Genomic DNA, 24,438 nt, shown 5'->3' on the forward strand with positions numbered 1-24,438 from the left:
TCTTTCATTTCGTGCTTCCAGGTGTTCATCGGGCCCCGGGGTTCCCCAGGCCGAAGTGCATGAGGTCTTCGCCGATCACGAGGTTCCCGGAGAAGCCGACCTGCGCCTTGCGCCACTTCTCCTCCGGGGTGTAGCCCGGCACGAGGTGGGTCAGCACCAGGGTGTTGACCCCGGCCCTTTCCGCCTGGGGTCCGACTTCCTCGATGGCCGTGTGTGCGGCGAGCATGTGCTGCATCAGGTTGGGATCCGGTTTGGGCGAGTCCGGGCCCAGGAGCCCGTTTACCCAGTCCATGTCGATGCACTCGTGCAGCAGGATGTCGGCGCCCTGCGAGATCGTGACGAGGTTCTGGCAGACCCCCGTGTCGCCGGAGACCACGATGCTGCCGTCGGGCGTCTCGAAGCGGAACGCGAAGGCCGGGAAGACCGGACGGTGGTCCACCAGGATGGCAGTAACGCGGACGTTCTCGTCCCGGTAGATCTCGAAGGGGTCCATCGTCGGGGTGGGGTTCCCGTTCGGATCGTCCCCGGTGCCGGCGGGCAACTCGATGTCGTGGAATTCGAAGATCTCGCGCGGGTCCTGCTTGGCGTTGTCGCGCATCCGGTCGTTGATGTCCAGGGCGTAGGCCTGCAGCAGCTTCTGGGAGGACTCCACCAGGCCGGGGGTCGGCGATTCGGGATGGAACACCTCCGGCAGGTCCTCGCGATTCTCCTCGGCGAAGATCGGCGGCAGCGCGCCCCGGTCGCCGGGGCCGTGGATTTGGATCGGCTGCCGCAGCCCGTCCGAGCCGTTGTGCCAGGCCAACAGCAAGAGGTTCGGGTAGTCCACCATGTGGTCCGAATGGTGGTGGGTGATGAACACCGCCCGCATGTTGTCCAGGCCCTTCTGGAAGCCTGCCGGGCCGAGGCCGGACTTGCGGAACTGCGGACCCCAGCCCTCGCCGCAGTCGATCAGGTAGACGGCGTCGTTGACCGTGATCGCGGTGGAGATTCCGGCCCGGTTCGAGTCGTCCCACCACGGCGGACCTCCGGCCGTGCCCAGGAGGGTCACGCGGGTCCGGTACGTGGCGGCTTCGGCCGCGTCCAGCGGCAGGTATTTGCTAGTCATGCTCTGGTCCTTTTCGAGTGGGGCTTAGCGGATGGTGGCGTGGGACTTGGCGGACTGGATCAGCTCGAACACCTCGGCGCGCAGTCGCGCGTACTCCGGCAGCAGCTTGGTGTCGCGCTGGTTGCGGGGATGGGGAAGGTCGACTGCGATGTTGCGGGTGACCGTTGTGGGTGCCCCGGAGAGCACGACGACCCGGTCGCCCAGGTAGACCGCCTCGTCTATGTCGTGGGTGACGAACACGACGGTGGTGTCGAACTCCTGGCGGACACGCAGGACCAGGTCCTCCAGCTCGATCCGGGTTTGGGCATCGACGGCGGCGAACGGCTCGTCCATCAGCAGCACGTCCGGCTGATAGGCCAGGCCGCGGGCGATGGCGGCGCGCTGCTGCATGCCGCCCGACATCTGCCAGGGGTAGAGGTTTCCCTTGCCCGCCAGCCCCACCGCCTCGAGCACCGACTCGATGCGGGCCGGGCGCTCCGGCTTGGGGAACTTGTTTCTCATGGGCAGCTCCACGTTGCCCCGGATGGTCATCCACGGCAGCAGTGAGCGGCTGTAGTCCTGGAAAACGACGGCGAGCCTCGCCGGCGGTTCGGTCACCGGCGCGCCCTCGAAGACGGTCTGCCCGCCGGAGGGCTCCAGCAGCCCGGCCATGCACTTGAGCAGCGTGGTCTTGCCCGACCCGGAAGGCCCGACCACGCAGACGAACTCGCCCCTGCGGATCTCGAAGTCGACGCCGGCCAGGATCTGCGCGGCACCGTAGCTCTTCCGCAGGTCCTGCAGCTGCAACAGGACTTCCGCGGGGACGACGTCGGCGCTCGCCGATCGCCCGGCGTGCAATGGATTCGGGGAATGGGTCTCGGTCATTCTCATGCACCGCTTCCTGTGGTGGCGAGCAGGCCGGTCTGCCAACGCAGGACGTACCGCTCCAGACGGATGAAAAGTAGGTTGGCGAGGTAGCCGAGCATCCCCAGCAGCAGGGTCCCGGCCCAGGTCTGGGGCACGGCGAAGGTCTGCTGGGAATTCAGCACGTAGTAGCCGATGCCGTGGGTGGAGGCGACCATCTCCGAGACGACGATCAGGATGATGGACAGCTGCAAGGTGGTGCGGAGTCCGGCGAAGATCTGCGGCCCGGCGTTGGGCAGGATGACGCAGCGAACCTTCTGGGCCCGGGTGAGCCGGTAGGAACGGGTCATCTCGGTCAGCTGCGGATCCAGTGAGCGCACGCCGTCGATGGTGTTCAGCAGCGTCGGCCAGATGGCACCGAAGGCGATGATCGCAATATTCATGGACGGGCCGATGCCGAAGAGCAGCAGCCCGATCGGCAGCAGCACCGGCGGTGGCAGCGAGCGCAGGAACTGGATGATGGGCTCGGCGCCCGCCCGCAGGGCTGGGTACATGCCGATGCACACTCCCAGTCCCACACCCAGGGCCGAGGCAATGAGGAATCCGGCCAGGAACTTGCCCATGCTGGGCACCATGTGCTGGAGGAATCCCGGGCCGAGCCAGTCCTGCCGGAGTGTTTCGACGATGGTCTGCAGCGGCGGGAAGTACAGCGAGGTGCTGGACGCCGAAGCAATCCACCACAGGGCTACCAGGCTGACGGGCAGCCAGGCACGCAGCAGGAAGAGCTTGGCTGCGCCGCGCCGTCGGGAGGCTCGGATGGAGCTCACAGGTTTCCTTTCTGGCGGATGGACGGGTGCCAGAACAGCAGCGGCTGCTGCGCGCCGCGGAACCCGGCATTGACGAGCAGGCCCAGCAGGCCTGCCGCAAGAATCAGGGCATACATCTCGGCAAGCGCTCCGGCGGACTGTGCCACTACGATGCTCTGGCCCAGGCCGGCGGCACCTCCGACCATCTCTGCCACCACGGCGATGACGAGGGCGATGGAGGCCGAGATGCGCATTCCGGTCAGCGCGAACGGCAGGATGGAGGGAACCAGCAGCCGGCTGGTGGTCAGCCACCAGCCCAGTCGGTAGCTGCGGGCCATGTCCGCGCTGACGCCGTTGACTTCCTTGAGCCCGTAAATGAGCTGGGTCAGCAGCGGCCAGATGGCCCCCATCACGATCAGGAACAGTTTCATGCCCGGCGACGGGCCCCACAGCAGCAGCCCGAGCGGGATCAGGGCCACCGGCGGGATGGGTTTGAGGAACTCCATCACGAACCAGGTGGATTCCTGCGCCGGGCGCACCAGCCCGATCAGCAGGGCCAGCGGTGAAGCGATCAGCACGATCAGGAGCAGGCCGATCATCGCCACCGACATCGTGTTCCAGACAGCCAGCCAGAATTCGGCCAAGCCCAGCTGGCGTCCCAATTCGGCCAGGACCGCGGTGGCCGGCGGAATGGAGCCGGACGGAACCGCTCCGGTGCGGGAGAGCGCCTCCCAGACCAGCAGGACCGCGGCGACCGCCGAGGCGCCAAGGACCGCCCTGCCGGTCCGCCCGGCGGCAAGGCCGCGCCGCGGCACGGACCTGCGGCCGCTACCGTTGCGGGCGTCCAGTTGGGCCGTCGTCATTTCCGGCCCGCTTCGGGTGCCGGCAGCATCATCACTACGGACTTCACGGTCCCTCCTCTGTGTCGTCGATCACTCCCACAAGCCTCGGACAGGGCAAGCCAGAGGACAAATATCAATTTCCTCCCCACCCCATATAATTTGCGACTATGAATCTTCGCCAGCTTGAGTACTTCCTGACCGTGGCGGCCGAGGGCTCGTTCTCCCGAGCCGCCGGCGTCCTGCACATGACCCAGCCGCCGCTGAGCCAGTCGGTGCTGCAACTGGAGAAACAGCTCGGCGTCCAGCTGCTGGTCCGGCACGCGCAAGGGGTGTCGCCGACGGAGGCCGGCCGCCTGCTGATGGAACAGGGCGAGCACCTGCTCCAATGGAGCCGACGGCTGGAGGAGCGGCTCTCGGCCATGGGCCAAGGCCTGGCCGGGAGCCTCCACATCGCCTCGGTGCCGACCTTCGGCTGGTCGCACCTACCGCCGCTGCTTCAGGCGTTCGCAGATACGGCGCCCGGGGTGGAGGTGGAGCTGTCCGATCCGGTACCGTCCGAGGTGCTCGCCCAGGTGGCTGATGGCAGCGCCGATGTTGGCTTCGTTGCCACGTCCGACACGGGACTGCTGGCCGCCGCACACCCTGGGCTCGCCATCGAGCTCGTTGCGGAAATGCCACTGCTGGCGGTCCTGCCGCCGAGCCTGCCTGACCTTCCGGATCCCCTGGATCTCTCGGCGTTGGCCGGGCAGACATGGCTACTGCCCCTGCCCGCCCCCGGATTTCCCGGGCTGGTCGAGATCGCCGAGGCCGTCTGGCGGGAAACCGGGACGCGTCCGGGATCCGTGCGGTACGTCTCGACACTGCAGACGGCCGTACCGCTGATCGCCGCGGACATGGGCCTGAGCCTGATGCCGCGCTCCGTCGCCGACGTCGCCGGCCCCAGGGTGCAGGTCCGCAGGCCCGTGCAGCAGGTCCCGCCGCTGCATGCGGCCATGGTCTGGTCCCGCCACATGCCGCCCTCGCCGGTCCTGGAACGGTTTCTCGCCGTCACCCGGGAGACGTACACTGGAAAACTATGACGCAGGCCACAGCCGGTATGCGCCCGCACGCGCTCACGCGGTTCTCCACCGCCGGACTGCCCGGCGCCCACCGGATCCAACTCTGGGAGGAGCACAACGCCCGTGCCCTGGTGGGGCTGGAGGCCCGCACGCTCACCGGCGACCCGCTGGAAGCCACCGAGCTGAACCTGCACCTGCCGCGCCTGCAGCTCGCCCAGGTTGCGGGCAACCCGCACCTGGTTGAACGCACCGCCCGGAACATCGCCGAGAGCCCAGCCGAGGCCGTGGTCGCCTATTTCGCCCTGGAGGGCGAGTGCTTCTTCTACCACCGTGGCGGCTGCGAAACGCTGCGGCCCGGCCAGGCGATCCTGGTCGACGCCGACCAGCCGTTCCTGCGCGGCTTCTCCCACGGCCTGCGCGAACTGGCGCTCAAGGTTCCGCGCCGCACGTTGAGCGAGGTCACCGGTCGCTCCGGCCTCTCCAAACCCCTGACCTTTTCCTTTGCCGACCACCAATCCGGCAGCGCGCCTGCCGGGGCACTGGTCGGCTTCCTGGGCAGGGCCATGGCCGGCCAAGCGACCGACTGGGATGCCCTGGAGGAGTCCGGCCTGGCGTTGGTAAGGCAGTTGCTGGGCGAGGATTCCGGTCCGGCGGGCCACCTCGCCGCCGCGCGCGCCTTCATTGACCGCAACCTCGGCGACCCGCAACTGGCGGCGCGTCGCATCGCCGCGGCCGTCGGCGTCTCCGAACGCCAGCTCTCCCGGATCTTCTCCGCGTCCGGAACCAGCGTCCCGCAGGCCATCCTGGCGGCCCGCCTGGACGAGGCGCGCCGCCGGATCACCGATCCGGCCGCGGCTTCTCCCTTGGCGGAGATCGCCGGCCGGCTCGGCTTCGCTTCGCCACCGCACTTCTCCCGCACCTACAAGGAACGCTTCGGGATCTCCCCGGCCGAAGACCGGCGCACCAACACCTCACGCTGATCGAACCGTCCGCGCCGGCACCCCCGCGCCTCACGCCACCCTTTCCGGACTCCAGCGGACAAACCGGGCACGAGGCCGGCCACACGGCCCGCTTGCCTGAAAGCGCCACCGCCTTGCCCCTTTCCGCCGCAATCCGCACAGCAGCCACCGGCCACCACTGTGACTTGCCACACTCGAGGCAAGTCGTCCGGCACCGCCCGGCTGCAAGATACGGAGTACAAACATGGTGGTTTTCAATGACGGGGTCGCGGAGACCCGCACCCCGGACTCGGCCGTCGTCGAGACGGATGTCCTGATCGTCGGTTCCGGCCCCGCCGGGTCCTCGGCGGCCCTCTTCCTGTCCTCGCTGGGAGTGCCGAACATCATGATCACGAAGTACCGCTGGACCGCGAACACGCCCCGGGCCCACATCACCAACCAGCGGACCATGGAGATCTTCCGCGACCTGGGCATCGAGGACCAGGTGCTGGCCGAGGCCACCCCGCACGAGCTGATCGGCGACACCGTGTTCTGCACCTCGATCGCCGGTGACGAGATCGGCCGGATCCTGAGCTGGGGCAACCACCCGGCCCGCCACGCCGACTACGAACTCGCCTCGCCATCGATGAACTGCGACATCCCGCAGACCTACCTGGAACCGATCCTGGTCCGCAACGCCACCCAGCGCGGCACCCAGACCCAGTTCTCCACCGAGTACCTCTCCCACACCCAGGACGCCCAGGGCGTGGACGTCCGGGTCCTGAACCGGCTGACCGGCACCGAATACACGATCCGGGCCAAGTACCTCATCGGCGCCGACGGAGCCCGCTCAAAGGTCGCTGCCGACATCGACCTGCCCTACGAGGGCCGGATGGACATCGCCGGCTCGATGAACATCACCTTCAAGGCGGACATCGCCGAACTCGTGGGGCACCGCCCGTCCGTCCTCTACTGGGTGGTGCAGCCGGGCTCGAACATCGGCGGCATCGGGGCCGGCCTGGTGCGCATGGTCCGCCCGTGGAACGAATGGCTGATCGTCTGGGGCTTCGACATCAACGACGAACCGCCGACCGTCACCGAGGAATCCGCCACGCAGATCGTCCGGAACCTGATCGGCGTCCCGGACCTCGAGGTGGAGATCACCGGCACCTCCCTGTGGGGCAACAACGAGCAGTTCGCCACCCGGATGCAGTCCGGGCGGGTCTTCTGTGCCGGCGACGCCACCCACAAGCATCCGCCGTCGAACGGGCTCGGCTCCAACACCTCCATCCAGGACTCCTACAACCTGGCCTGGAAGATCGCGGCGGTCCTCAACGGGCAGGCCGGGGAGCAGCTGCTGGAGACCTACTCCGCCGAGCGGGCGCCGGTGGCCAGGCAGATCGTCACCCGCGCCAACCGGTCAGGCCGCGAATTCGGAAAGCTGTTCGAGGCCCTGGGCATCGACAAGGCGAAGAGCGCCGAGGAAATGCACGCCCTCATCGAGTCCCGGAAGGACGCGACCCCGGAGGGCGCGGCCAAGCGTGCCGCGATCAAGGAAGCCATGGAACTGAAGAACTACGAGTTCAATGCGCACGGCGTCGAACTGGGACAGCACTACGAGTCCTCGGCGGTCGCCGGCGACGGCACCTCCCGCCCGGCCCCGGCGCGGGATACCGACCTGTACTACGAGCCCACCACGCACCCCGGCGGCCGGCTGCCGCACGCGTGGGTCGGAAACGCCCGCTCCAAGGTTTCCACCCACGACCTGGCCCCGTACGGCCGCTTCACCCTGCTGACCGGGTCCACCGGCGAGGACTGGGACACCGCGGCCCGCAAGGTCTCCGACCAGCTCGGCGTGGAGGTCGCCGCCGTGGTCATCGGCCCCGGCCGAGACGTCACCGACCTCTACTTCGACTGGGAACGCCTGCGCGAAGTGGCCGAGGACGGCGCCGTCCTGGTCCGTCCCGACAAGCACGTCGGCTGGCGCTCCCACAGCCTGCCCGCCGACCCCGAGGCCGCGCTGCGCGGGGCCGTCTCCGCCATCCTGAACCGGGAGGACCACGCATGAGCCTGGCTTTTGAGCATGTGACGTTGGGGCAGCGGGTGCTGTTCGGCAGCGGGAGGGCCGCGGAGCACCTGGCCGCGGAAGTCTCCCGGCTCGGCGCCTGGAAGGTGATGCTGATCGCCTCCGAGTTCGAACTCCCCATGGCCCGGCAGGTCGCCTCCCGGATCGAGGTCGCGCTGGAGCACCACGACGTCGTCATGCACGTGCCGGTCGAGGTCGCCGAGCGCGCCCGGACCGCGGCCACCGACGCCGGGATCGACCTGATCGTCTGCGTGGGCGGGGGCTCGACGACGGGGCTGGCGAAGGCGGTGGCGATGACCACCGGAACCCCGATCCTCGCCGTGCCCACCACCTACGCGGGGTCCGAGGCCACCAACGTCTGGGGCCTGACCGAGGCCGCCCGCAAAACCACCGGGATCGACGACAAGGTCCTGCCCGCCACCGTCATCTACGACGCCGAGCTGACCCTCACCCTGCCCGTGGAGCTGTCCGTCGCCTCCGGGCTGAACGGGCTGGCCCACTGCGTCGACTCCCTCTGGGGACCGCGCACGGACCCCATCAACGCCGCCCTGGCCGCCGAGGGCATCCGGGCCCTGGCCCAGGGCCTGCCGCTGGTCAAGCAGGACCCGGCCGGGCCGGAGGGCCGGGAACAGGCGCTCTACGGGGCGTACCTGGCCGCCGTCGCCTTCGCCTCCGCCGGGTCCGGGATGCACCACAAGATCTGCCACGTGCTCGGAGGCACCTTCAACCTGCCCCACGCCCAAACCCACGCCACCGTCCTGCCCTACGTGCTCGCCTTCAACGCCCCGCACGCCCCCCAGGCCGAGGCCCGCATCGCCGCCGCGTTCGGCAGCGGCACCGCCCTGCAGGGACTCCAGGACCTGCGCGCCACGCTCGACGCCCCGCGCGCACTGGCCGACTACGGGTTCACCGAAGAGAACATCGCCGAGGCCGTCGCCGTCGCCCTGCCCGCCATCCCCGCCACCAACCCCCGCCCGGTCACGGCGGACAACCTGACCGCCCTGCTTGCCGCCGCGCTCACCGGCGCGGACCCCGCCACCCTGACCGAAACGGCCCTTCAAGGAGCCCAGCGATGAACGAGACCACCCCCGCCGGCACCACCATCAACGGCGTCAGCCCGCAGCAGCGCACCGTCGAGGAAACCCTCACCGCCACCGTGCTGGCCTCCTTCGACAACTGCGCCGACCCGCGCCTGAAGCAGCTCATGCAGGCCCTGACCCGGCACCTGCACGCGTTCATCCGCGAGGTCCGCCTGACCGAGGCCGAATGGGAGACCGCGATCGGGTTCCTCACCGCCGCCGGGCACCTCACCGACGACAAGCGCCAGGAGTTCATCCTGCTCTCGGACGTGCTCGGAGCCTCCATGATGACCGTGGCCGTGAACAACGAGGCCCACGCCGACGCGACCGAGGCCACCGTGTTCGGGCCCTTCTTCGCCGAGGACGCCCCCGAGATCCCGATCGGCGGGGACATCGCCGGCAGCGCCACCGGCCAGCCCTGCTGGGTCGAGGGCACCGTCACCGACATCGACGGCCGCCCCGTGCCGAACGCCCGGATCGAGGTCTGGGAGGCCGACGACGACGGCTTCTACGACGCCCAGTACACCGACGGGCGCGTCGCGGGACGTGCCCACCTGTTCGCCGACGCCCAGGGCACCTACAGCTTCTGGGGCCTGACCCCGACCCCGTACCCGATCCCGCACGACGGTCCCGTCGGCGCGATGCTCGCCTCCGTCGGACGCTCCCCGGTCCGGGCCTCGCACCTTCACTTCATGGTCACCGCACCGGGACTGCGCACCCTGGTCACCCACATCTTCGTCACCGGCGACCCGCAGCTGGAAATCGGCGATTCCGTGTTCGGGGTCAAGGACTCCCTCATCAAGGACTTCCACCCCCAGCCCGCCGGCACCCCCACCCCGGACGGACGCGACCTCGCCGGCCAAGACTGGGCCCGCACCCGCTTCGACATCGTCCTCGCCCCCGCGAACACGGGTTCCTGACCGCTTCGGCCGCACTCGGTTGACGGCGGCGGCGGCCGGCCGCCGCCGTCAACCTCAGGCGCTCATCCGCGTCCCCAACTGGAGCTGCCGGTACTCGGCCGGCGTCTGCCCGGTGGCACCGCGGAAAACCTGGCTGAAGTGCGAGGCACTGCCGAAGCCCCACCGGCCGGCGATGGCGGCCACCGGGATCGCCGCCAGGAAGGGGTCCGCCAGGTCCTGCCGGCACCGTTCCAGCCTGCGGGCACGGATCGATGCGGCAACCGTGTTCCCCGTCCCTTCGTAGAGGGAATGCAACCGGCGGTAGGAAATGAAATGGGCGGCAGCAATCGAGCTGGCATCCAGCGCCGGGTCGGACAGATGCTTCTCGATGTAGCCGTCGATCCGCTCCAGCAGCGCCTGCTGCGGATCCAGCTGTGGCCTGGTTCCCGTGGTTTCCAGCTGGGTTTGCACCATGGCGCCCGCCAGGCCCAGGAGATGGCGCACCGCCGCCCGGCGGCCCTGCAGCCCAATGTCAGGGATGGTGCGGTGGAGGTTGAGCAGGAAGGCACCCACGGCAGGGGCCAGCCCCGTGTCCGCTTGGATGCGCACCGCCGTGATCTGCTCCAGGTAGCCCTGGGGAATGCCGAGCAGTTCGCGGGGGAAGCGCAGGCTCAGGCTGCGGTGGTTGGCCTCCGCGAGCACTTCGCCCGGCCGGGCGGCGTCGCACAGCATGAAGTCCCCGGCCTGGAGCTCCTCGGTCCGGCCGTTCTGGGTCATCCTGCAACTGCCCTCCAGTTGCAGGTTGAGGAACAGGTCCGACCGCGGCTCGGCGGCCACCTGGGCCTCGTCCCTCCGCGCCAGGTGGGAACCGGTGGCAATGTGAAGGAAGTCCACCCCTTCATGGGTGAACCGTCGCAGTTCCCCGCGGAACTTCCCGGGCCGGACGGCGTCCACCGCAAAACCGCCAACGATTCCGGTGACCAGGCTGCGCCACGCGCCGGAACTGCTGGCCGAGTGGTGGACGACGGCGGCCGGGTTATCGGCTTCCATCTCATTCTGCATGTCAAGTTCCCCCGTGGTGTGGCAGCGCAACCCGGACAGTGCTGCATAAATCCGATACCGATCGGCACATTACCGCAATGCGTGTGACGGCCATCACCACTACCGTTTGTTAAGGCGCCACAGGGGCGGCAGTGAACGAATTTTGGGGACAACATGCAGCATCTCGCGGGCCCAATGGAGGAAACCCACACCATGATGTTCAGCTACCAGCCACCGTCTCTCCGCACGACCTTCGCCACCGGCAATGCGGGCGGAGCGCTGCAGCAGACGGCTGGTTCTCTGGGACTTCAACGCATGATGGTCATCACGGAACACGGGGATGTGCATCTGGCCCGCCACCTGACGGCGGGTCTCGGCAGCGTGGTAGCCGGGATCCACCCCGTGGAGCGGCAACGCTTCGCCGCGGACGCGTCCGCGACGGCCCGTGGGGCCGCGATCGGGCTCGGCGCCGATTCGCTGGTGGCGGTCGGCTCCGGCGAGGTCATCCAGCTGGCCAGGCTCGCCGCGCAGGCGGCCGGCCTCCCCCTGGTCGCCGTGCCCACGGACTACTCGGGAACGGAAATGGTCCCGGTCCCCGCCGGCGAGGGCATGGACGGGGCAGCCGGACCGGGCGCCCTGCCGAAGGCCGTGGTCTACGACGCGCACCTGGTCGGGGACCTGCCGCGGGAGCAGGTGCTCCATGCCGGGCTCCGGAACCTGTCACAGTGCATCGAGGCCTTCTGGGCCCCGGGAGCCAACCCTGTCACCACGCTGCTCGCGGAGGAAGGGATCCGCAGCATCGCCGCCGGCCTCCGGGACCTGCGTATCTCCAGCCGCGAGAAGCTGCTCTACGGTGCGCATCTGGCAGGCACCGTGCGGGCGACCGCGGGAACGGGCCTGCTGCACGGCGTCTGCACCACCCTCAGCAGCCGGTTCGACCTGCCGCTTGACCAGGTCCACGCGGTCATGCTGCCCCACGTGCTCGGCTTCAGCACCCCTGCCGCGCCGTCCGCGGCGGAGCGGATTGCGGTGGCGCTCGGGATGCCGGACGATGCCTGGCCTGCGGCGCTGGAGTCCGGCTTCGCCGTGGCCAGCCTGAACCGGCTCTACGAAGACATTGGGGCACCGCACTCCTTCACCCAGCTCGGGCTTGGGAAGTGGCATGCGGCGGAGGCCATCGCCGCCGTGGCCGCCACCCGGCCCGCATCCCATCCCCGCAGAATGGACCGGCGCGCGGCCTCCCGGATCCTGCGCGATGCCTTCCGTCCGGTCAAGGAGACCCTCCTGAGCACCGCGGACCTGAGCCGGCGGCTGGAGGGAATCGCCAGCTAGGCCCCGCTACCAGAGACTCCGCTCCTCGGCCCCTGCTCACATCACGTAGCCTCCGTTTGGCGAGAGGGTCTGTCCGGTGAAGAACGCCGCCTCGTCGCTGGCCAGGAACAGGACGGTGTTGGCCATCTCCTCGGCCGAGGCCGCCCGGCCCAGCACGCCGAGACCGACGACGGCGGCGCGCAGCGCCGGCTCCTGCGGCAGCATCGGGGTGTCGGTGGCGCCGGGGGCGACGGCGTTGACGCGGATGTTGTCCTTGGCCAGCAGCGACGCCGTCGCACGGGTCATGCCCAGCACCGCCGCCTTGGAGGCCGGATAGGGAGCCGGCAGCGGGAAGTTGGCCAGTGCCCCGACGCTGGAGATGTTGATGATCGATCCGCCGCCGGTGCGGCGCATCAGCCGGGCCGCCGCACGCAGGGCGTAGAAGCTGCCGTAGAGGTTCACCTCGACCACCCGGGCGAAGTCGGCGTCGGTGATGTCCTCGATGTCCGCGGCGGTTCCCGGGATGCCGGCGGCATTGACCAGCACGTCCACCCGCCCATGGAGGTGCTCCGCCGCCTTGAAGGCCAGGTCCACCTCGGCGCTGCGGGTGACGTCGGCGGCGGCTACGGTGGCGTTCTCCACGTCCGCCAGCGCCTCCGCGGTCCGCTCCCGGTCCAGGTCCACGGCGATGACCCGGGCGCCCTCGGCCACGAACCGGCGGACGGTGGCGTTGCCGATCCCGGAGGCCGCCCCGGTGACCAGCGCAATCTTGTTTTCCAAACGCATCTGTCCTCGCCTTTCAGGACCGGGCGCGGCGTGCCGTTGCACGCTGCGCCCCAGCCGTCGTCGTTGGGTGAAGGATCAGGCGGCGGTGGCGCCCCCAAGGGTCCCACCGCCGCCGTGTCCGCTGCTGCTTGGTCCGCCGCTACTTCTGGGTGGCGGTGAAGAAGTTGTCCAGGTACGCGGACTCCATCCACGACTCGCCGTCCAGGACCTCCTCCGGGGAGGTGGCGTCGGACCCCGCCGGCAGGTACTGGTCGATGTTTTCGTTGCTGATCATCGACGGCGTGCGCGTGATGGTGCCGACGGTGAGCCCCTGACCCTGCAGCGTGCGCATCGCGACCTCGAACATCGCCTTGGCCTGCTGGGTGCCGTTTCCGCCGGTGCCGGCGGATTCGTAGCCCTGCTCCGCCATGTACTTCTTCCAGTAGGCCAGCGAGCCGGCCGAGGCCCCGCTGTCGGTGATCTTCGGGACCTGGCGCCCGGTCTGTTCGAAGGCCGCGAAGGCCCCGGAGCCCATGACGCCGATCTGCAGGACGGCGTCGACGTCGGCGGGGTGGCTGGTCAGGAACTGCAGCACGGCGGACTTGGCCACCGCGGGAATGTAGTTGCCGACCACCTCGCCGACCACGTTGATGTTGGGGCACTGCTCGAGGACCGCCTTTTGGGCGTTGTATCCGTACTCGTCGGTGGTCAGTCCCGGCACTCCGCGGACCACCAGGACGTCGCCCGTGCCGCCCAGCTGCTTGGCGACCTCGGCGGTGGGCTTGGCGACGTTGAGGTAGGTGTTGTCCAGGATGTTGACGGCGTACTTGGAGGGAATGGTGCCCGACAGGGAGACGGTGACGATGCCCTGTTCGCCGGCCTCGTTGACGGCGTCCACCATGGCCGCGCCGGAGAGCGGGGTGGTCAGGATGACGTCCACGCCCTCGCGGACCAGCTCCTGGTAGCCGCGGATCTGCTCGGCGGGCGTCATGGTGGCCGGATCGGGCATGATCCGCTTGACCAGCTCGCCTTCCACCAGTCCTTGGGCCTTGGCTTCGGCGAAGCTGGCCTCGAGCTGGTCCAGCACCGACTTGCCGAAGGGGTTGGCGATAGGCAGGTAGGACAGGCCCACCTTGATCGGGCCGTCGGCCTTGGGCAGGTCCTTCCACGGGCTGGCGTAGACCTCCTCGGGGTAGCTGGCGTAGCCGGCCCGGATCTCCGCGGGGAGGGCCGCCACCGCCCCGTCCACGTCCTTGACGTCGAACTCGGGGACGGTGCCGCAGCTGCCCAGGTCCGCCGCGGGGGCGGCCGCGGCGGACTGCCCGGCGGAGGTGGCGGGGGGCGGGGTGCAGGCGCTGAACATCAGGACCAGCGGCAGGGACAGCGCGGTGACGGCCAGGCGGCCATGGCGGCGCGCGGGGCTGGCGGTGTTGCTGGCTTCAGGCATGGTGCCCTTCTTTCTTTGTGGTGTTGACCGGCGCGGCCGCGATGCGGTGCCGGGCGAGTGGTGAGAAGTGCTGGAATATGGGGACCGCGGGGTCAGACCTGGTCGCGCAGCCGGCGCTCCCGGCCGTACACGGCCATGGCGGCCAGGATGATCAGTCCGTAGAGGATCTGCTTGTCCGCCCCGGTCAGGCCCTGCCCCACGAGGACGGTGGTCAGGACGGTCAGCAGCAGGACCCCGACCACGGTGCGCGAGTAGTCGCCGGGTCCGCCGAAGACGGTGCCGCCGATGATCACCGCGGCGAGGCTCTCGAAGAGGTACGGGTTGCCCATCGTGACGTCCACGTTGCCCGCAAACCCGGCCAGGAAGACGCCGGCGACGACGGAGGCGACGGCGCTGAAGGCGAAGGCGAGGACCCAGACCCGACGCGTCCTGATGTGCACCAGTTCCGCCGCCCGGGGATTGGCGCCGGTCGCCAGCAGGCGCCGCCCGGCGGCGGTCCGGTGCAGGAACAGCGCCGCCAGGACGATGACGACGGCCCACACGAGCACCAGGGGCGGGATGGGCAGGCCCAGGGTGCCCATGACGGGAGAGGTCATCTGGGTCAGCCAGACCGGCGCGCCGCCGCCGTAGGCGCCGGCCACCTGCAGCTGCGCCAGGCCGAGGGCCACCGAGCCCATCGCAAAGGTGACGATGATCGAGTGGATCCTGAAGCGGTGGCACAGGTAGCCGACGGTTCCGCCGAGCACGGCCGCGCCGGCCGTGGCCAGCAGGAAGGCCACGCCGAAAGGCACGTTGTTCAGGGTGGCGAACTGGGTGACCATCAGGGCGCCGGCCACGATGTAGCCGGCGACGCCGAGGTCGATGCCCCCGATCAGGACCACGATCGATTGGCCCAGGGCCGCCATGCCGACCAGTGCGCCCAGGATCAGGATGGACTTGATGCTCATCCAGCTGCCGAATCCCGGCAGGGTGGCCAGGCCATAGGCGCAGACCAGGACCAGCAGGGCCAGCTGCACGATCGGGATCCGCCGCTGGAGCCGGACCAAGCGGTCCCGCAGGGGCTGCTTGGCGGGCCGGACGGCCTCGTTGGTTTTGCGTGAGGGCGAGATGGTGGTGGTCATTGCTTCTCCTTTGGAGCCGAAGCCAGCACGGCTCCGAAGACGACGGCGACCAGGAGCAGGATTCCGTAGATCACCTGGAGCCAGATCTGGGACACCTGCAGCACGCCCAGAAGGCTCTGCAGGAGGTAGATGGCTGCCGCCCCGATCAGGGCTCCCAGCAGGCCGCCCCGTCCGCCGCCCAGCGCGGTGCCGCCGAGCGCCACCGCCGCGATGGCGATCAGGGTGTAGGAGGTGCTGGTGCTGGCCACGGCCGAGCTGACCAGCCCGGTCAGGGCCAGGCCGCCGACGGCGGCGAAGGCACCGCCGAGGGCGTAGGCGCTGACCCGGATGGTGTTGACGTTGACTCCGGCGGTGAAGGCGGTGGTGTCGTTGCCGCCCACCGCGTACAGGGTCCTGCCGTAGGCGGTGCGGGTCAGGGCCACCCAGATCGCCACGGGGATCAGGATGCTGATCAGGCCGCCGGGGATGAAGCCGACGCTGCCGGCCAGGTTCCCCAGCCAGGTGGGTCCGGTGCTGACCGGCATGGGGGCGAGCTTGAGGTTCACGCCGCTGATGACGAAGAACATGGACAGCGTCACCACGATCGGCTGGAGCCGCAGCAGCACGATCAGGAGCCCGTTGACCACGCCGACCGCCGCACCCACAACGATGAGGATGGGCAGGGCGGCCACGCCGCCCAGGCCAAGCGGGGTGAGCCAGACGGCGAAAAGGATGCTGCACAGGGTCATGACCGGGCTGATGGACATGTCCAGCCCGCCGCGGCCGCTGACGATCGAGGGGACGCTGGCCATCGCGGCGATCGCCAGCGGCGCGAAGGACGCCAGCTGGTCCGTGAGCCCGAAGTTCGGCTGGATCGCCAGGTTGATCGCCAGGAACAGCGCCGCCAGGAGCAGGGAGAAGGCGTAGCTGTACCTGCGGAAGAAGCTTCCCACCCCCTGCCACCGCCGTGCCGGCTGCGGCGGGGCCTTCAGGGTCGTTGCGCTAGTTGTCAATGTCTTCCTCCACTTTCGCGCCGAAAAATGCTCCTACCAGGGTTTCGGGCGAGAGCCGGTCGCTGCGGATCTCGGTGAACAGCTCGTTCTCGCGGAACACCAGCACCCGGTCCATCAGCTCCACGTGCTCATCCACCTCGGTGGAGAGCATGACGACGGTGAGTCCCTGCCCGGCCAGCTCGCCCAGCAGCCGGTAGAGGTCGCGCTTGGCGTTGACGTCGATGCCCCGGGTGGGGTCGTTCAGCAGCAGGATGGAGGGATCGGCCGCGAGCCAGCGGGCGATGATGACCTTCTGCTGGTTGCCTCCACTGAGCGTGGTGATCGCGTCGCTGGGCCGTCCCAGCTTGATGTTCAGCTGCCCCGTGAACTTGGCCAGGCGGGACTCGCTCTTGGCCGGCGAATACCGGCCCCGGGCGGAGTCCTTGGCGATGGTGGCCAGGGCGAAGTTCTCCAGGATGGACATCCAGGGAAAGATGGATTCGCTGCGGCGGTCCCTGGCCACGTAGGAGATGCCGAGGTCCTGGGCATGGCCGGGGTTCTTCAGCGCAACACTCCCGTTCCCGTCGACGCGGCTCACGCCGCCGGGATGCCGGCCGTGGAGCAGCTTCAGGAACCGGTCCTGGCCGTGGCCCTCAAGCCCGGCCAGCCCCACGATTTCGCCCTTCCGGAAGGCGACGTTGATGGGGGCGCGCTCCGGGGCAAGGCGCACGTCCTCCACCTTCAGGACGACCGGCTGCCGTTCCGGGTCCGCCGTCCTCCGGGCGCGCGCCACGGGCTGGATCAGGTGCTCGGCACCGGTCATCAGCCGGACGATTTCCTGCTGGTCCCACGCGCTTTTCTCCAGGGTCGCCACGGTTTCCCCGGAGCGCATCACGGTGATGCGGTCGCCGATCTCGTCGATCTCGTCCATCCGGTGGGTGATCAGCACCACCGCCATGCCCTCGCCGGCAAGCCGGGTGACCATCCGGAACAGCCGGGTGCGCGTTTCGAAGTCCAGCGCCGACGTGGCCTCGTCCAGGATCAGCACCCGCGGCCCGCGCAGCAGGGCCCTGGCGATGCCGCAGGCCTGCCGGTCGCTCAGCTCCAGGTCCTCCATCCGCGCATCCAGCGCCGGGGGATGTTCCAGCAGTTCGGACAGGCACTCCTGGGCGCGCTGGCGGCGCTGCTTCTCGGGAACCCCCGCCCGGAAGAAGCGGTCCGTGCCGAGCCACAGGTTGTCCAGCACCGACTGGTTCTCAATGACCAGGACCTCCTGGAACACGGTGACGATGCCGTTGGCCTGCGCGGTCCGCGGCGTCGCCAGGACCATCGGCCGGCCGCCCGCCTCGATCACGCCGCGGTCCGGGTGGTGCACGCCGCTGAGGATCTTGACCAGCGTGCTCTTGCCGGACCCGTTCTCCCCCACCAGGGCGTGGATCTCCCCGGCGCGCAGCTCGAAGCCGGCCTCGCGCAGGGCGACGGTGGGGCCGAAGCTCTTGGCGAGGTTCCTGGCGTGCAGGACAAGGGGCGCAGCGGCGCTTGGGCGGGGTCCGGGTGCTGAGTGAAATTCAGCCACAGTCATGTGATTCCCCCATCGGTAATCTTTATCGTCATACAATATTGTCGTCATACGAAGCTTATAGTGTGGCGTGGGCCACGTCGATACGGGCCTGCTGCGATTTGGCCACCCTCGGCCCCCGACCGTGGCCCCCTCCGGCTGGAATGGTCGTTTCCGAAGGCTGTCATCGCAGCCTGCCGGCAGGCTGGCCGAAATCCGTCTTGCGGCCGCCTATTTCCCGAAGCCCTTCGCGGAGGCAAGGGAGGTGCCGTCTCCCGCCGGAAGCTCAGCCCACGTTGATGACGTCCAGGTCGCGTCCCACCACGAGCGTGCCGGAGTAGCCGTTCCGCGCCCGTTTCCACTGCTGGTCCGGCCCGTGGGCCGGCACCAAATGGTTGAGTACCAGGGTCTTCGCACCGGCGCGCTCTGCCAGCGGCCCGACGTCTTCGATGGTGGTGTGGGCACCGAGCAGATGCTGCAGGACCGCTTCCTGAACCGCGGAGCGGGGCTCGGGATACACCTCCTCCAAGAACTGCCGGGACAGGGCCTCATGGACCAGTACGTCCGCACCTTGGGCGAGTTTCACCAGGTTGTCGGACGGGCCGGTGTCGCCGGAGAAGACCGCCGAGCCATCCTCGGTGTCGAACCTGTAGGCGAAGGCCGGGAAGACCGGGGCATGCTGGACCAGGATGGCCGATACACGGACCCGATCGTCCTCATAGACGAACACCGGGTCCATCTCAGGATGCGGATTGCCGTTCGGATCGGCGGTCAGATGGGGCGGCAACTCAATGTCGTGGGCTTCCACCGTCTGGCCAGGCGTCGGCTGGCGGTTGTCCCGGGCCCTGTCGTTGAAATCCATTGCGAAGGCCCTGACCAGGCTCTCCCACATCTCCACGGTGCCGGGCGTGGGATTGTCAGGGGCAACCACTTCGGGAGCCGCTCCGGATCCGAATACAGGCGGCAGCTGACCTCGGTTGCCCGGCCCGTAGAGCTTGATCGGCAGATCGGCGGCGCCGAGACCGCTGAACAGTCCGGGCGAGAAGAGGTCCGACAGGTCGGTCACATGGTCCGAGTGAAGGTGGGTCAGAAACACGGCGCGCAGGCTGTCCAAGGGGCCGGACCCGGGCTTGTCCCATCCGCCCAGTTTGGCGCGGCTGAGCTGCTTGGTGACGCCGTGGCCGGCGTCAACCAGATAGTAGCGGTCACCTACCACCAGAGCCGAGGCGATGCCCTCGCGGTCGGACCGGGGGTTGATGGCCGGTCCGCCGGCCGTGCCCAGCAAGACCACGTGCGTCCTGCTACGGGGTTTTTTCAGGCCCGCAGGTGCTGGCGCCGCCTGCGCAGCTGCCGCCGCCGAGGCCAGGCCAACGGACGCAGCGGCGCCGCCAAGCAGCAGCCGCCGAGACAGGCCGGCCGGCCCTTTGCTTCCAAGTGAATTAGCCATGAATGTACTCTCCTTAGCTGGATGGTTGATGCGGCTGGATGGACAGGGATAACGGGTGGCGTGGGGCGTGCTTACCTGCGCATCCGCTGGGGCCGAGACCCGGCTCGCCCGGGACAGGATGCCGTTGATGCCCGGAGCATTCGGCAGCAGACGAAGACCGCGCCATCATCCGGCCTATGACTGTGGCCAAGGCGGATTCGCCGACCACCGCAAGCACCAGACCGACGCCCTGTTCCCCCAACCCGGCCGCCGGCCGGCCGGTTGCGCTGCGGCACCGGTGACCACCGCGACCTTGTCCTTCAGGTCCCTCAGGTGGCGTTTTGTAGTTGGGCGATCCACTCGATGACCGGCCGGACCGCCTCGGAGGAGTTCCGTTCCAGGATCAGCGCGTGGCCGTTTCCTTCGATGCCGCGGTCCGGCAGGTGCAGCAGTTCGGCGTCCGCGCCGACCGCCCGCAGGAACGCGACCGTGTCCGGCCCGTGCGCGGCGTTCGGCGACGCCCCGCCGGTGACCACCTGCACCGGGGTTCCGGCCAGGCCCGAAATGGTGAACGACGCCGGGTCCGCGCGCAGCTGGGACGGATCCGCGAGCGCGGGCTCCGTAGCCACCGGGGCGTAGGTCAGTCCGTAGGTGATCGGGCCCAGGCCCGGGAACTCCGCGAAGGGCGGTCCCATGGGTTCCACCGCAACGATGCCCTTGACCATGCCGGGCCGCTGGTTGGCCAGCAGCCAGCCGGCCGGGCTGCCGGCCGAATGGCTGACAACCACCGCGGGCCCGATCCTGTCCAGGAGCTTGCCGAGCCGGAGGCCGTCGAGTTCCTGGGACTCGGCCAGGTCCGCCATGAAGAAGCTCATGCCCGCGTACAACTGGGCCATCTCGGGATCCTCGATGCCCCTGCCCCACGGCCACTGGGTCTGGCGATCCCCGCCGTCCGCCGGGGCGAAGAGCGGCTGGGCCACCTCGAAGGGGAACGGAGGGGACACCGGCCCCAGGACCTCGGGGTGGTGCGGGGAACGTCCGTGCCCGGGGCGGTCCACCACGTAGACCGCGAAGCCGGCCTCGACGAACTCCGCTGCCCATCCCGGGCGTCCGTCGGGGGTCCCCAGCCAGTCGGTGCCCTGGCCTCCGCCGCCGTGGATCAGGACCAGCGGGTACGGCCGGGTGACTTCCTCCGGGCTTTCCCAGGCCACGTACAGCGGGCCGCGGGGCACCGTGCCGTAGGCCGTTTGGATGGTGTCGCCGGGGATCCAGAAGAATCCCCGCTTGGAGGTGACGGTCCTTGAGGTTTCCGCCAGGTGTGGGGCGCTGAAGGCCATGTCCGCCGTCCTTTCCTAGTGCTGGGTGGCCGGGGCCAGGCCCAGGGTCAGCTGGGCCAGGGTGCGGTAGGACTGCTCCCGCAGCAGGGTGTTCCGGTGCCCGGCCGCCTGCGCCATGTCGCGGAAGACGCGTTCGAAGCGCTCGCCGTTCCTGGCCGCGCTGGATCCGATGTTGCGGAACAGGTCCTTTTCCACGGTCTCCCAGACCTGCACGACCAGCTCGCGGGCGATTCCGGCCAGCCTGAAGTCGTCGACGAAGGTGTAGGGGCGTTCGCCGGCCACGTTGGCCCGGCACAGGTCCATGTGCTGCTGCGCCACGTTCATCAGGGCTGCCTCGGCGGTGGCGAGCTTGGTCAGCGCCGCGCCGTAGAAGCGCTGGTAGTCCGGGTCCTGCATCCGGGAGACCACCGGAGGCAGCGGCGTCTTGCGGGTCCGCATCTGGTCCTCGAACTCGTCCAGGGCGTTGTACCCGCCGCCGATCGCAATGGCGGCCAGGGTCATGGTGAAGATGGACAGGCCCCTGCCCGAATACATGCCGTTGCCGTGCAGCTCGGAACCGACGGTGCCGCCCTCGACCGGGATGTCCACCATGTTGATGTCCTCCATGACGAACTCCGCGGGAACGAAGCCGTTGGTGAACCGGATGCTGTGCGAGCCGCTGCCCTTGAGCCCCAGCGTGTCGCCCCAGTCGTCCAACCGCTCGAACTGGTCGCGCGGGGCGAGGAACATCCCCATCCGCGGCTCGCCGCCGTCGGGGTCCGCCACCATGGTCTGGCCGAGGTAGTAGGTGGCGTAGGGAATGCCGGAGCAGTAGGCCACCTCGCCGTTGAGCACGTATCCGCCCTCGACCTTTTCGGCCCGGACGGTCGGCGCGGACACCGAGGCGGCACGGAAGTCGCGGTTGGCGAAGACCTGGTCCTGCACCTGGCGGGGAAACCACGACGCCACCTGCAGCGCATGGTTGGCGGAGAGGGAGAAGCACCAGGCAGTGCTCATGCAGCCGCGGGCCAGCTCCAGGGCCACCCTCATGAAGGTGGGCACCTCCACTTCCAGGCCGCCGTACATTTTCGGCACGTACATGTCGTACAGCCGGGAATCAAGGAACTTTTGGTGGGTGTCCGCGGCGAAGTAGGTCGTCGCCTCCACCTCCGCCTGGCGTTCGATGAGCTCGGGGCGCATGGCGACGGCGGCGGCGATCAGGTCCGCCGGGGTCACCGCCGACGGCTGGGACGCCGGTCCCGGCTTTGATTCAGAAGCTACCGCAGTCAATTGATTCTCCTTTGTGCTTGGGGTCCCTGCGCCTTTTGAAGCGCCGCGGCGCCGCGGGGCGCCAATCCCTCCCCCGCGTGACACCTGCCACATTTATGCTCGTCAGACAATCACTCAAAAATTTGCCTGTCAATATTTTCATGGCTTTCCGGGGATTTTCGAAGTACTTGGGGCGAACTTCTAGCAAACCAAGCCCATGATCGTTATTGTCGTACGAGAAGACAAGAAGCCAGCCGTGCGGAGCCAGGAACCGGCCGCCCCGCGGAACAGCAGACGGAGGAACCGCTTTGACCACCACTGTGGATGATGAATACGAGGTCATCATCGTCCGCTACGCATCGCGGCAGACGATGCGCAGCCAGGTGTACCTGAACTACCACCTGTACGGGGAGCCGGACGGCCCGATCGGCATGGACTACTACTTCTGGATCGTCCGCAACGCCCGGCGCACGTTCGTCATCGACACCGGCTACAGCACGCTCGGCGGGGAGAACCGGAACCGCGGCCACCTGATCCACCCCGGCGAGGCGCTGCGGAAACTGGGCATCGACCCGGACGAGGCCACGCTGGTCCTGACGCACGCGCACTACGACCACGCCGGCAACGTGGACCTGTTCCCGAACTCGACGGTGATCGTGCCCAAGACCGAGTTCGACTTCTGGACCGGCCCCTACGCCCGGCGGCTGCAGTACCACCACTCGGTGGAGGACACGGAGATCGAGCACCTGCGCACCGTCTACGAGCAGGGGCGGATCCGGTTCCACGCCGGCGAGGAACGGCTCGCCCCGGGCCTGGAAATGATCCAGCTCGGCGGGCACTCCCCCGGCCAGGCCATCCTCACCGTCAAGACCAGTGCGGGCACGGTGCTGCTTGCCTCCGACGCCACGCACTACTACGAGGAACTCGAGCGGGACATGCCGTTCCTGGTGGTGGCGGACCTGGAGGCCATGTACGCCGGCTTCGACGAAATGAAGCGCCTGGTGGCCGAGCGCGGCGCCATCCTGGTCCCCGGGCACGACCCGGCGGTCCTGGCCAGGCACGAACAGTACGACGGCGACCTCGCCGGCATCGCGGCTTCGATCGGCCGCCTGCCCCGGCCCACGGCGCAGCCCCAGCACACGGCACCGAAGGAGAAGGAAACCCCATGACCCACAGCACGCTCAGCGATGACCGTCCGGCCCCACCGCAGGCCGGGCTCCGGACCGGCTTCATCGGCCTGGGGAACATGGGCGGGCGCATGGCCCGCCGCCTGGTGGATGCCGGCCGGCCGGTGCTCGGTTACGACGCCCGCCCCGAGAGCATCGAAGCGGCCGGAGCCACGGCCGCCCCCTCCGTGGCCGAGGTCGTGGCCGCTTCCGACGTCGTGCTGCTGTCCCTGCCCGAAAGCAGGATCGTCGAGGCGGTGGTGCTGGGCGAGGACGGCATCCTGGCCCACGCCCGGCCCGGACAGGTCCTGGTGGATTTGAGCACCTCCGCGCCGGCCTCCACCATCGGCCTCCACGGGAAGCTGAAGGCCAAAGGAATGACCCTGATCGACGCCGGCATCTCCGGCGGCGCGGCCGCGGCGGAAAAAGGCACGCTGACCCTGATGGTCGGCGGCGACCCGGCGGTGCTGGAGCAGGTGCGCCCGATCCTGGACGCGTTCTCCGAGCACATCTTCCACTGCGGCGGCGTCGGGGCCGGCCACACCGCCAAGCTGCTGAACAACTTCCTGAACGCGATCTCCCTCTCCGCCACCGCCGAGGTCATGGTGGCCGGCCGCAAGGCGGGGCTGGACCTGGAGGTGCTGCTGGAGGTGCTCAACAACAGCTCCGGGGTCAACTTCGCCACCCTGAACCGGTTCCCCAAGATCATCCGCGGCGACTACCTCAAGGGCGGACTGACCAACTCGCTGATGCTCAAGGACGTGCTGGCCTACGTGGACCTGGCCGCCTCTCTGGGCGTGGCCAGCCCCAACTCCTCCGCCCCCCTGGCCTCGTTCGGCTTGGCCAAGCAGCTGGGCTACGCCGAGGAGATCAGCAACACCGTGGTGGACGCCATCGGCGACCTCTCAGGCGGCGTCCGGCTCCACGACGGCGCCCCCGACACAACGGACACGGCAGGCGCGAACACGACGGACAGGAACCAGGCATGAGGCTCATCCACGGCACGGAGCAGGCCGGCACCGCCGGCAAGACCGGCTCGAAGTTCACCGGCACCGTCCACAACTACCTGACGATGCCCTCCACCGACGGCGTGACCATCAACACCGTCAACTTCTCCCCCGGCGCGCGCACCCACTGGCACGAACACGAACACGGCCAGATCCTCCAGGTCCTCGCCGGCCGGGGCCTGGTCTGCACCGGGGCCGACGGCGTGCGCGTCCTGCGGGCCGGGGACACCGTCTGGTGCCCGCCGGGCGAGCGGCACTGGCACGGCGCGGCACCGGACTCCTTCATGACGCATACGGCCATCTCGCTCGGAACCACCCGGTGGGCCGAGGAAGTCGCCGACGAACACTCCGCAGCCGCCCCCGCGGCGCAGGAAGGCCAGTAAC

The 24,438-nt window shown here is 69.1% G+C and carries 22 protein-coding genes; 9 read left to right on the plus strand and 13 right to left on the minus strand.

All coding sequences use genetic code 11. From position 1 onward, the window contains the following. Window positions 1-25 precede the first annotated feature (25 nt). From ABD912_RS12670 to ABD912_RS12685, 4 genes are read right to left on the minus strand one after another with little or no spacing between them, the layout of a single operon-like run. Window positions 26-1,105, minus strand: a complete 1,080-nt coding sequence (locus ABD912_RS12670) for an MBL fold metallo-hydrolase (RefSeq protein ID WP_345151232.1) — start codon at window positions 1,103-1,105, stop codon at window positions 26-28. Between the two features lie 24 nt (window positions 1,106-1,129). Further along, window positions 1,130-1,969, minus strand: a complete 840-nt coding sequence (locus tag ABD912_RS12675) for an ABC transporter ATP-binding protein (protein ID WP_345151233.1) — start codon at window positions 1,967-1,969, stop codon at window positions 1,130-1,132. A gap of 2 nt (window positions 1,970-1,971) precedes the next feature. After that, on the minus strand, window positions 1,972-2,775 hold the full coding sequence (locus ABD912_RS12680) for an ABC transporter permease (RefSeq protein WP_345151234.1): 804 nt from the start codon (window positions 2,773-2,775) through the stop codon (window positions 1,972-1,974). Beyond that, window positions 2,772-3,617 (minus strand): ABC transporter permease, encoded by an 846-nt coding sequence (locus tag ABD912_RS12685; protein ID WP_345151236.1) that lies wholly within the window; start codon window positions 3,615-3,617, stop codon window positions 2,772-2,774. The genes ABD912_RS12680 and ABD912_RS12685 overlap by 4 nt, the downstream gene beginning before the upstream one ends. A gap of 146 nt (window positions 3,618-3,763) precedes the next feature. Between ABD912_RS12685 and ABD912_RS12690 the strand changes: the two genes are divergently transcribed. From ABD912_RS12690 to ABD912_RS12710, 5 genes are all read left to right on the plus strand, one after another. Beyond that, window positions 3,764-4,675, plus strand: a complete 912-nt coding sequence (locus ABD912_RS12690; RefSeq protein ID WP_345151238.1) for a LysR family transcriptional regulator — start codon at window positions 3,764-3,766, stop codon at window positions 4,673-4,675. Continuing rightward, window positions 4,672-5,634, plus strand: a complete 963-nt coding sequence (locus ABD912_RS12695; protein ID WP_345151240.1) for a helix-turn-helix domain-containing protein — start codon at window positions 4,672-4,674, stop codon at window positions 5,632-5,634. Before ABD912_RS12690 ends, ABD912_RS12695 begins: the two co-directional genes overlap by 4 nt. A gap of 223 nt (window positions 5,635-5,857) precedes the next feature. Continuing rightward, window positions 5,858-7,660 (plus strand): FAD-dependent oxidoreductase, encoded by a 1,803-nt coding sequence (locus ABD912_RS12700; RefSeq protein ID WP_345151243.1) that lies wholly within the window; start codon window positions 5,858-5,860, stop codon window positions 7,658-7,660. Then, window positions 7,657-8,754: a maleylacetate reductase gene (locus tag ABD912_RS12705; RefSeq protein WP_345151245.1), complete on the plus strand. Its 1,098-nt coding sequence runs from the start codon at window positions 7,657-7,659 to the stop codon at window positions 8,752-8,754. The genes ABD912_RS12700 and ABD912_RS12705 overlap by 4 nt, the downstream gene beginning before the upstream one ends. Then, entirely contained in the window at window positions 8,751-9,677 is a 927-nt protein-coding gene (locus ABD912_RS12710; protein WP_345151247.1) for a dioxygenase family protein, read from the plus strand. Before ABD912_RS12705 ends, ABD912_RS12710 begins: the two co-directional genes overlap by 4 nt. A gap of 54 nt (window positions 9,678-9,731) precedes the next feature. On the opposite strand, the gene ABD912_RS12715 is transcribed toward ABD912_RS12710, so the two are convergent. Continuing rightward, window positions 9,732-10,718 carry an AraC-like ligand-binding domain-containing protein gene (locus ABD912_RS12715; protein ID WP_345151249.1) on the minus strand — a complete coding sequence of 329 codons (987 nt, stop codon included), beginning with the start codon at window positions 10,716-10,718 and terminating at the stop codon, window positions 9,732-9,734. A 153-nt stretch (window positions 10,719-10,871) separates the two neighbouring features. On the opposite strand from ABD912_RS12715, the gene ABD912_RS12720 reads away from it, so the two are divergent. Beyond that, a complete protein-coding gene (locus tag ABD912_RS12720) occupies window positions 10,872-12,029 on the plus strand; it encodes an iron-containing alcohol dehydrogenase (RefSeq protein ID WP_345151251.1) in 1,158 nt (385 codons plus the stop codon). 36 nt (window positions 12,030-12,065) lie between these two features. Here the strand turns inward: ABD912_RS12720 and ABD912_RS12725 are convergent, their stop codons facing one another. The 8 genes from ABD912_RS12725 to ABD912_RS12760 form a co-directional block, all read right to left on the minus strand. Beyond that, on the minus strand, window positions 12,066-12,794 hold the full coding sequence (locus tag ABD912_RS12725) for an SDR family NAD(P)-dependent oxidoreductase (protein ID WP_345151253.1): 729 nt from the start codon (window positions 12,792-12,794) through the stop codon (window positions 12,066-12,068). A gap of 139 nt (window positions 12,795-12,933) precedes the next feature. Next, the gene (locus ABD912_RS12730) at window positions 12,934-14,220 is read right to left on the minus strand and encodes a substrate-binding domain-containing protein (RefSeq protein ID WP_345151255.1); all 1,287 of its coding nucleotides are present in this window, start codon (window positions 14,218-14,220) and stop codon (window positions 12,934-12,936) included. 92 nt (window positions 14,221-14,312) lie between these two features. Beyond that, a complete protein-coding gene (locus ABD912_RS12735; protein WP_345151257.1) occupies window positions 14,313-15,341 on the minus strand; it encodes an ABC transporter permease in 1,029 nt (342 codons plus the stop codon). Then, on the minus strand, window positions 15,338-16,333 hold the full coding sequence (locus ABD912_RS12740) for an ABC transporter permease (protein WP_345151258.1): 996 nt from the start codon (window positions 16,331-16,333) through the stop codon (window positions 15,338-15,340). The genes ABD912_RS12735 and ABD912_RS12740 overlap by 4 nt, the downstream gene beginning before the upstream one ends. Continuing rightward, complete coding sequence (locus ABD912_RS12745; RefSeq protein ID WP_345151260.1) at window positions 16,323-17,894, minus strand: sugar ABC transporter ATP-binding protein; 1,572 nt, start codon at window positions 17,892-17,894, stop codon at window positions 16,323-16,325. The genes ABD912_RS12740 and ABD912_RS12745 overlap by 11 nt, the downstream gene beginning before the upstream one ends. 262 nt (window positions 17,895-18,156) lie before the next feature. Next, window positions 18,157-19,317 (minus strand): MBL fold metallo-hydrolase, encoded by a 1,161-nt coding sequence (locus ABD912_RS12750; RefSeq protein ID WP_345151262.1) that lies wholly within the window; start codon window positions 19,315-19,317, stop codon window positions 18,157-18,159. Window positions 19,318-19,625: 308 nt separating this feature from the next. Further along, window positions 19,626-20,633 carry an alpha/beta hydrolase gene (locus ABD912_RS12755; protein ID WP_345151264.1) on the minus strand — a complete coding sequence of 336 codons (1,008 nt, stop codon included), beginning with the start codon at window positions 20,631-20,633 and terminating at the stop codon, window positions 19,626-19,628. A 15-nt stretch (window positions 20,634-20,648) separates the two neighbouring features. Then, window positions 20,649-21,902: an acyl-CoA dehydrogenase family protein gene (locus ABD912_RS12760; RefSeq protein WP_345151266.1), complete on the minus strand. Its 1,254-nt coding sequence runs from the start codon at window positions 21,900-21,902 to the stop codon at window positions 20,649-20,651. 287 nt (window positions 21,903-22,189) lie between these two features. On the opposite strand from ABD912_RS12760, the gene ABD912_RS12765 reads away from it, so the two are divergent. From ABD912_RS12765 to ABD912_RS12775, 3 genes are read left to right on the plus strand one after another with little or no spacing between them, the layout of a single operon-like run. After that, a complete protein-coding gene (locus ABD912_RS12765; protein ID WP_345151268.1) occupies window positions 22,190-23,050 on the plus strand; it encodes an N-acyl homoserine lactonase family protein in 861 nt (286 codons plus the stop codon). After that, on the plus strand, window positions 23,047-24,036 hold the full coding sequence (locus ABD912_RS12770) for an NAD(P)-dependent oxidoreductase (protein ID WP_345151270.1): 990 nt from the start codon (window positions 23,047-23,049) through the stop codon (window positions 24,034-24,036). Before ABD912_RS12765 ends, ABD912_RS12770 begins: the two co-directional genes overlap by 4 nt. Then, entirely contained in the window at window positions 24,033-24,437 is a 405-nt protein-coding gene (locus tag ABD912_RS12775) for a cupin domain-containing protein (RefSeq protein ID WP_345151272.1), read from the plus strand. Before ABD912_RS12770 ends, ABD912_RS12775 begins: the two co-directional genes overlap by 4 nt. Window position 24,438: the final 1 nt, after the last annotated feature.

This window comes from Arthrobacter ginkgonis (assembly GCF_039540195.1).
Taxonomy (GTDB): Bacteria; Actinomycetota; Actinomycetes; order Actinomycetales; family Micrococcaceae; genus Zafaria; species Zafaria ginkgonis.

What these genes read in the sequence shown, in the direction of transcription:
- ABD912_RS12735 (WP_345151257.1), bottom strand. Translation starts at nt 15,341, where the DNA reads ATGACCACCACCATCTCGCCCTCACGCAAAACCAACGAGGCCGTCCGG.
- ABD912_RS12695 (WP_345151240.1), top strand. Translation starts at nt 4,672, where the DNA reads ATGACGCAGGCCACAGCCGGTATGCGCCCGCACGCGCTCACGCGGTTC.
- ABD912_RS12675 (WP_345151233.1), bottom strand. Translation starts at nt 1,969, where the DNA reads ATGACCGAGACCCATTCCCCGAATCCATTGCACGCCGGGCGATCGGCG.
- ABD912_RS12705 (WP_345151245.1), top strand. Translation starts at nt 7,657, where the DNA reads ATGAGCCTGGCTTTTGAGCATGTGACGTTGGGGCAGCGGGTGCTGTTC.
- ABD912_RS12755 (WP_345151264.1), bottom strand. Translation starts at nt 20,633, where the DNA reads ATGGCCTTCAGCGCCCCACACCTGGCGGAAACCTCAAGGACCGTCACC.
- ABD912_RS12775 (WP_345151272.1), top strand. Translation starts at nt 24,033, where the DNA reads ATGAGGCTCATCCACGGCACGGAGCAGGCCGGCACCGCCGGCAAGACC.
- ABD912_RS12690 (WP_345151238.1), top strand. Translation starts at nt 3,764, where the DNA reads ATGAATCTTCGCCAGCTTGAGTACTTCCTGACCGTGGCGGCCGAGGGC.
- ABD912_RS12685 (WP_345151236.1), bottom strand. Translation starts at nt 3,617, where the DNA reads ATGACGACGGCCCAACTGGACGCCCGCAACGGTAGCGGCCGCAGGTCC.
- ABD912_RS12670 (WP_345151232.1), bottom strand. Translation starts at nt 1,105, where the DNA reads ATGACTAGCAAATACCTGCCGCTGGACGCGGCCGAAGCCGCCACGTAC.
- ABD912_RS12730 (WP_345151255.1), bottom strand. Translation starts at nt 14,220, where the DNA reads ATGCCTGAAGCCAGCAACACCGCCAGCCCCGCGCGCCGCCATGGCCGC.
- ABD912_RS12750 (WP_345151262.1), bottom strand. Translation starts at nt 19,317, where the DNA reads ATGGCTAATTCACTTGGAAGCAAAGGGCCGGCCGGCCTGTCTCGGCGG.
- ABD912_RS12725 (WP_345151253.1), bottom strand. Translation starts at nt 12,794, where the DNA reads ATGCGTTTGGAAAACAAGATTGCGCTGGTCACCGGGGCGGCCTCCGGG.
- ABD912_RS12710 (WP_345151247.1), top strand. Translation starts at nt 8,751, where the DNA reads ATGAACGAGACCACCCCCGCCGGCACCACCATCAACGGCGTCAGCCCG.
- ABD912_RS12720 (WP_345151251.1), top strand. Translation starts at nt 10,872, where the DNA reads ATGCAGCATCTCGCGGGCCCAATGGAGGAAACCCACACCATGATGTTC.
- ABD912_RS12770 (WP_345151270.1), top strand. Translation starts at nt 23,047, where the DNA reads ATGACCCACAGCACGCTCAGCGATGACCGTCCGGCCCCACCGCAGGCC.
- ABD912_RS12745 (WP_345151260.1), bottom strand. Translation starts at nt 17,894, where the DNA reads ATGACTGTGGCTGAATTTCACTCAGCACCCGGACCCCGCCCAAGCGCC.
- ABD912_RS12715 (WP_345151249.1), bottom strand. Translation starts at nt 10,718, where the DNA reads ATGCAGAATGAGATGGAAGCCGATAACCCGGCCGCCGTCGTCCACCAC.
- ABD912_RS12700 (WP_345151243.1), top strand. Translation starts at nt 5,858, where the DNA reads ATGGTGGTTTTCAATGACGGGGTCGCGGAGACCCGCACCCCGGACTCG.